The following is a 5,281-nucleotide window of genomic DNA, read 5'->3' as shown; positions in this document are numbered from 1 at the left end:
CACCCCCACACCAAACACCCCCCCCCCGCGGCGCCCCCCCCCCCCCCCGCCGCCCCGGGCCGGGTCCATCGGGAGTGAGCCATGCTTCGCAGATCCCACCTGTACGCCGCCCTGGCCGCCCTGCTCGCGGCACTCACCCTCGGCGCCGGCCTGTACGCGCCCTCGACGGCCGGCGTAGGGAACCGTTCGGCGGCGGCGCCCGTCCGCGTCATGCCGCTCGGCGACTCCATCACCGCGGGGCCCGGCTGCTGGCGCGCCATGCTCTGGCACCGCCTGCAGACGGCCGGATACACCGACATCGACTTCGTCGGCAGCGTCCCCGACGGCGGCTGCGGTTACGGCTACTCCTACGACGGCGACAACGAGGGCCACGGCGGGTACGCCGCCACCGGCATCGCCGACCAGAACCAGCTCCCGCCATGGCTGGTCGCGGCCAGACCGGACATCGTCCTCATGCACCTGGGCACCAACGACATGTGGGGCGGCTTCATCCCCACCTCCACCGTCCTGGCCGCGTACACGAAGCTGGTCGGCCAGATGCGGGCGAACAATCCCGACATGAAGATCATCGTGGCGCAGATCATCCCCATGAACCCGTCCGGCTGCACCACCTGCGCGGCCGACGTGAAGGCGCTGGACAACGCGATCCCGGGCTGGGCGGCCGGCCTCACCACCGCCCGGTCGCCGATCGTCGTCGTGGACCAATGGACCGGCTTCGACACGGCCACCGACACCGGCGACGGGGTGCACCCCAACGACACCGGCTTCCAGAAGATGGCCGACCGCTGGTTCCCGGCGCTCGCGCGGGTCCTGGACGGCGTGATCCCGTCGTCCTCGCCCTCACCGAGCCCTTCGCCCTCGCCTTCGGCGACCTCGGGACGATGCGCCGCCACGTACCGGCTGATCTCCCAGTGGGGCGGCTCCTTCCAGGCCGAGGTCACGGTCAGGAACGAATCCCCGGCCGCGTCGGCCGCCTGGACGGCGGCCTTCACCTTCGCCGACGGCCAGCGGGTCAGCCAGTCGTGGAACACCACGCTCACCCAGAGCGGAGCCGCCGTCACCGCACGCAACGCGGGCTACAACGGCGCCCTGACGGCCGGCGCGTCCGCCACGTTCGGCTTCATCGCGAGCTGGAACGGCAGCGTCAACACCCCGCCCCGGGTGACCTGCACCCTCGGTTGACCCCATCGGATCCGACATTCACCGCCCGTCTCTGGGCACGTCCTACGCCGGTCGCTCGAAAGACGACCCGGAAAGGACGCAACCGATGAACATCGATCTGTCGGGCCGCCGGGCCCTGGTCTCCGGATCCAGCCAGGGCATCGGCCTGGCCATCGCCACCGAGCTGGCTCGCGCCGGCGCCGCCGTCGTCGTGAACGGGCGCGGCCAGGAGAAGACCGAGCAGGCGGCCGCCACCGTCACCGGCCGGCTGCCGGACGCGGACGTGACCGCCGTGGCCGCCGATCTGGCGACCGCGGACGGCGCGGCCGAGCTCCTCGGCCGGGTGCCCGACGTGGACATCCTCGTCAACAACCTCGGCATCTTCGGCGCCAGGCCGGTGCTGGAGGTCGACGACGACGAGTGGCGCCACTACTTCGAGGTCAACGTCCTGTCGGCCGTCCGCCTCACCCGCACCTACCTGCCCGGCATGATGGAACGCGGCTGGGGGAGGGTGCTCAACATCTCGAGCGACTCGGCGGTGGTCATCCCCGTCGAGATGGTGCACTACGGCATGACCAAGACCGCGTTGCTGGCGGTCACGCGCGGCTTCGCCAAGGCCGCCGCGGGGACCGGTGTCACCGTCAACTCCGTCATCGTCGGCCCCACGCACACGCCGGGCGTCGAGATCTTCGTCGAGGACCTCGTCGGCGACGACCTGCCCTGGGACGAGGCGCAGCGGCGGTTCATGCGCGAGCACCGCCCGAACTCCCTCATCCAGCGACTGATCGAGCCGTCCGAGGTCGGCAACATGATCGTCTACCTCAGCTCGGACCACGCCTCCGCCACGACCGGCGGCGCCCTCCGCGTCGACGGCGGCTACGTCGACTCGATCCTGCCCTGAACCCGCCACCCGGCCACCGGCCGGCAGGGCGATGACAGGGATATGGCAGCGCGCCCTGGCACGGTCAGGGGCATGACAGAGAAGACGAACGTGCTCATCGTCGGCGGCGGCCCCACGGGGCTCACGCTCGCGGTGGAGCTGGCCAGGCGCGGGATCGGCCACCGCATCGTGGAACGGGCGCCGGAGCCCTCGCTCGGCTCCAAGGGCAAGGGGCTGCAGCCCCGCACGCAGGAGATCTTCGACGACCTCGGCGTGATCGACCGCGTGCTGGCGTCCGCGACGCTCTACCCGCCGCTGCGGGCGAGGGTCGGCCGGGTGCCGGTGTACCAGGGGCGCATGCACAAGCCGGCCGCGGCGACGGACGCCGTGCCGTACCCGATGGTGGTGATGCATCCGCAGTGGCGCACCGAGCAGGTCCTGCGCGACCGGCTGGCGGAGCTGGGCGGGAAGGTGGAGTACGGGGCGGAGCTGACCGGCTTCGACCAGGACGCAGGAGGCGTGACCGCCACGCTGCGGACGGGGGACACCGTGCGGGCCGACTACCTGGTCGCGGCCGACGGCGGCAGGAGTTTCGTGCGCAAGGCGCTCGGTGTCGGCTTCGCGGGCGAGACCCGCGAGGAGGAGCGCATGGCGCTGGGCGACGTACGCGTCGAGGGGCTCGACCGGGACCACATCCACGTCTGGGTCCGGCCGGGCAGGGGCATGGTGGCGCTCTACCCGATGGCCGGCACCGACACGTTCCAGCTGCTCGCCCCGCTCAAGCCGGGCGTGACCCCGGACCTGACGCTGCCCGGCTTCCAGCGGATCGTCGCCGAGCGGTCGATGCTGCGCGGGGTGCGCGTCACCGAGGTGCTGTGGTCCTCGCTCTACCGGGTGAACATCCGGCTGGCGGACCGGTACCGGGACGGCCGGGTCTTCCTGGCCGGGGACGCCGTCCACGTGCACTCGCCCGCGGGCGGCCAGGGCCTCAACACCGGCGTGCAGGACGCGTACAACCTGGGCTGGAAGCTCGCGCGCGTCCTCGGCGGAGCCCCGCGGTCGCTGCTGGACACCTACGAGGAGGAACGCCGCCCGATCGCGGCCCGCGTCCTGGGCCTCAGCACCGACCTGCTCGACAAGAAGACCGTCAAGCGCGACGAGGAGACCTATCAGCTGCAGGTCGGATACCGGGGCTCCTCGCTGGCCCGGAGCGGCGGGGATCGGGTGCCCGACGGGCCGCTGCGCCTGGCCGACGGCAGCCGGGCGCGCATGTTCGACCTGCTGCGGGGCCCGCACTTCACGCTGCTCTCGCCGGATCCCGCGCCCAGGGTGCCGGACGGGCCGAGCGTACGGGCGTACGTGCCGGCCGAGCCGTACGGCGGGGTGCGCCACACCCTCATCCGGCCGGACGGATATGTCGGTATCTCCACAGACTCATCCGACGAGCTCGCCGCGTACCTCGCCATGGTCTGACGCGGCTGACCCGCCCCTTTGCTGGAACAGATCATCGATGCCCAGCCGGCACTGACCGCCGGCCGGCCGGTCACCGCCCCGGTTCGTCGCGTGGTCAGGTCAGGCCAGGCACCGGCGGACGAACTCCTCCTGGGCGGCCAGCTCCCGCCGGGCCAGCGCCGTGGGGTGCAGGGTGAACCCGTGCCAGCCCTCCTCGGCCACCACCAGCTCCGCCGCGTTGCCGGCCGCCGCCCAGCGGGCCGCCATGAAGAGCGTGTCGTCGAGCACGGGATCGGCTGTTCCCACGGTGAACCGCGCGAGGGGCAGACCGCGCAGGTCGGCGTAGAGCGGGGAGATGTCGGGATCGAGGCGCTCTTCGGGCGACAGTCCCGGAAGGTACTTCCCCCGGAACCATTCCAGAACCGGCCTGTTGATCAGCCGGTTCCGGTCGCCGGAGGCGCGGGTGCTGGGCGTGCCGTGGCCCAGGTCGTACCCGCCGAAGGAGAGCTGCGCGCCCACGAACGCCTCGGCGGGCGCCACGGCATGCCGGTCACGCAGCCGCAGGAGCGTGGTGACGGCCAGCCTCGCCCCGGCCGACTCGCCGCCGAGAAGCAGCCGCTCCGTGCCGAACTCGGCGGCGGCGTTCGCCAGCAGCCAGAGCGCCGCCTGCTCGGCGTCGTCGTTCCCGGCGGGGTAGGGATGTTCCGGCGCGAGCCGGTACTCGACGCTGAGCACCGCCACGCCGCAGCCGGCCGCCAGGTCGCGCAGGCGCGCGTCCTGCCCGTCCGCCGAGCCGAACACGCCGCCACCGCCGTGGAAGTGCAGGAACACGCCCTCGGGCGCACGCCCGTCCGGCGGGAGCAAGGCCCGGAGCGGGAGCCGGCCGCCGCCGGGCGTGGTCACGGTGCGCCAGCTCGCCTCGGGAACCGGCGCCAGCGTCGGGAATCCGCCGCCGCCCGCGCGCTGGAGCTCACGAGCCGCCACGGGGTCGTCCTGGACGTGCAGCGGCACGAGGGAGTCGAGCAGCTTCTCCATATGGTCGTTGACGGCGCGGGTCTCGGCCAGCTCGTCCGGGTCGAGGCCGATCAGGTGCAGGGTCGGTACGTTCATGGGCCCCATCGTGTCCCCGTGCCGCGACACCGTTGTGTCACCGTTGCCGAGTGGTGTGGCTCACACTGCCGAGCGCCACGAAGCGGCCGGGGCGGCGAGCATCATGCGCGGGTCCAGGCGGGCCGCCCGCCGCCGCGGGATGCCGCCGGCGAGGGCGGCGCTGGTGAGGGCGGCGCCGAGCCAGGCGGAGTCGACGGGTTCGTCGTCGTCGCGGCGAAGGAGCGGCTCCGCGCCCGACCGTCCCGGGTGCAGCTCCCGCAGCAGCCGGCACGCCAGCGGAGGCAGCGGGAAGGCGGTGCGGTCGTCGCGGCCGGCGCGCACCACGACGACCGCGGCCTGCTCGCCCCCGTCGCCTCCGCCGACGCCGGCCACGGTGCGAAGATCCTGCGCGGTCACCCCGGCCAGTGCCTCCACGGGCGCGCCCGTCGCGTCCAGCAGGGCCAGCGCGGCCGCCTCGGCCGCCCGGCCCTCGCCGGCCAGCCGCTCGATCCCGCGGCGCAGCAGCCGCCGCTCGTCACGGGTGAGCGCCGCGGCCCCGTTCCCGGCCCGGCCGTCGGCCGCCCCGGCTGCCGGGGGGGGGGGGGGCCGGGTGGCGCCGCAACCGCCCGCGCATTCGTTGAAGGTCGTGATGTCGGGGGGGTTGCTGGGCTCCCGCGTGCCCGCCCGGGGCCGGCCCCG

At 73.7% G+C, this 5,281-nt stretch carries 5 protein-coding genes; 3 read left to right on the top strand and 2 right to left on the bottom strand.

Translation table 11 applies throughout. The annotated features are described in order from the left end of the window. Nucleotides 1–81 precede the first annotated feature (81 nt). From AB0H64_RS44830 to AB0H64_RS44820, 3 genes are all read left to right on the top strand, one after another. The gene (locus AB0H64_RS44830) at nt 82–1,182 is read left to right on the top strand and encodes a cellulose binding domain-containing protein (RefSeq protein ID WP_357638049.1); all 1,101 of its coding nucleotides are present in this window, start codon (nt 82–84) and stop codon (nt 1,180–1,182) included. Between the two features lie 85 nt (nt 1,183–1,267). Further along, nucleotides 1,268–2,062, top strand: coding sequence for an SDR family oxidoreductase (locus AB0H64_RS44825; RefSeq protein WP_357638046.1), 795 nt, complete (start codon nt 1,268–1,270; stop codon nt 2,060–2,062). Between the two features lie 72 nt (nt 2,063–2,134). Continuing rightward, nucleotides 2,135–3,514, top strand: a complete 1,380-nt coding sequence (locus tag AB0H64_RS44820; RefSeq protein WP_357638042.1) for an FAD-dependent monooxygenase — start codon at nt 2,135–2,137, stop codon at nt 3,512–3,514. Between the two features lie 99 nt (nt 3,515–3,613). Here the strand turns inward: AB0H64_RS44820 and AB0H64_RS44815 are convergent, their stop codons facing one another. Beyond that, nucleotides 3,614–4,603: an alpha/beta hydrolase fold domain-containing protein gene (locus AB0H64_RS44815; RefSeq protein WP_357638040.1), complete on the bottom strand. Its 990-nt coding sequence runs from the start codon at nt 4,601–4,603 to the stop codon at nt 3,614–3,616. Nucleotides 4,604–4,663: 60 nt separating this feature from the next. Beyond that, nucleotides 4,664–5,281 (bottom strand): hypothetical protein (locus AB0H64_RS44810; RefSeq protein WP_357638037.1); only part of this gene is annotated, 618 nt, incomplete at its 5' end.

The organism is Nonomuraea sp. NPDC050733, from assembly GCF_040654215.1.
GTDB lineage: Bacteria > Actinomycetota > Actinomycetes > Streptosporangiales > Streptosporangiaceae > Nonomuraea.
Note: the sequence above shows the minus strand (reverse complement) of the source record. Positions and strands in the feature narration are given on the sequence as shown.

Excerpts from the sequence above, each read along its gene's own strand:
- AB0H64_RS44830 (WP_357638049.1), top strand. The coding sequence starts at position 82 with ATGCTTCGCAGATCCCACCTGTACGCCGCCCTGGCCGCCCTGCTCGCG.
- AB0H64_RS44825 (WP_357638046.1), top strand. The coding sequence starts at position 1,268 with ATGAACATCGATCTGTCGGGCCGCCGGGCCCTGGTCTCCGGATCCAGC.
- AB0H64_RS44820 (WP_357638042.1), top strand. The coding sequence starts at position 2,135 with ATGACAGAGAAGACGAACGTGCTCATCGTCGGCGGCGGCCCCACGGGG.
- AB0H64_RS44815 (WP_357638040.1), bottom strand. The coding sequence starts at position 4,603 with ATGAACGTACCGACCCTGCACCTGATCGGCCTCGACCCGGACGAGCTG.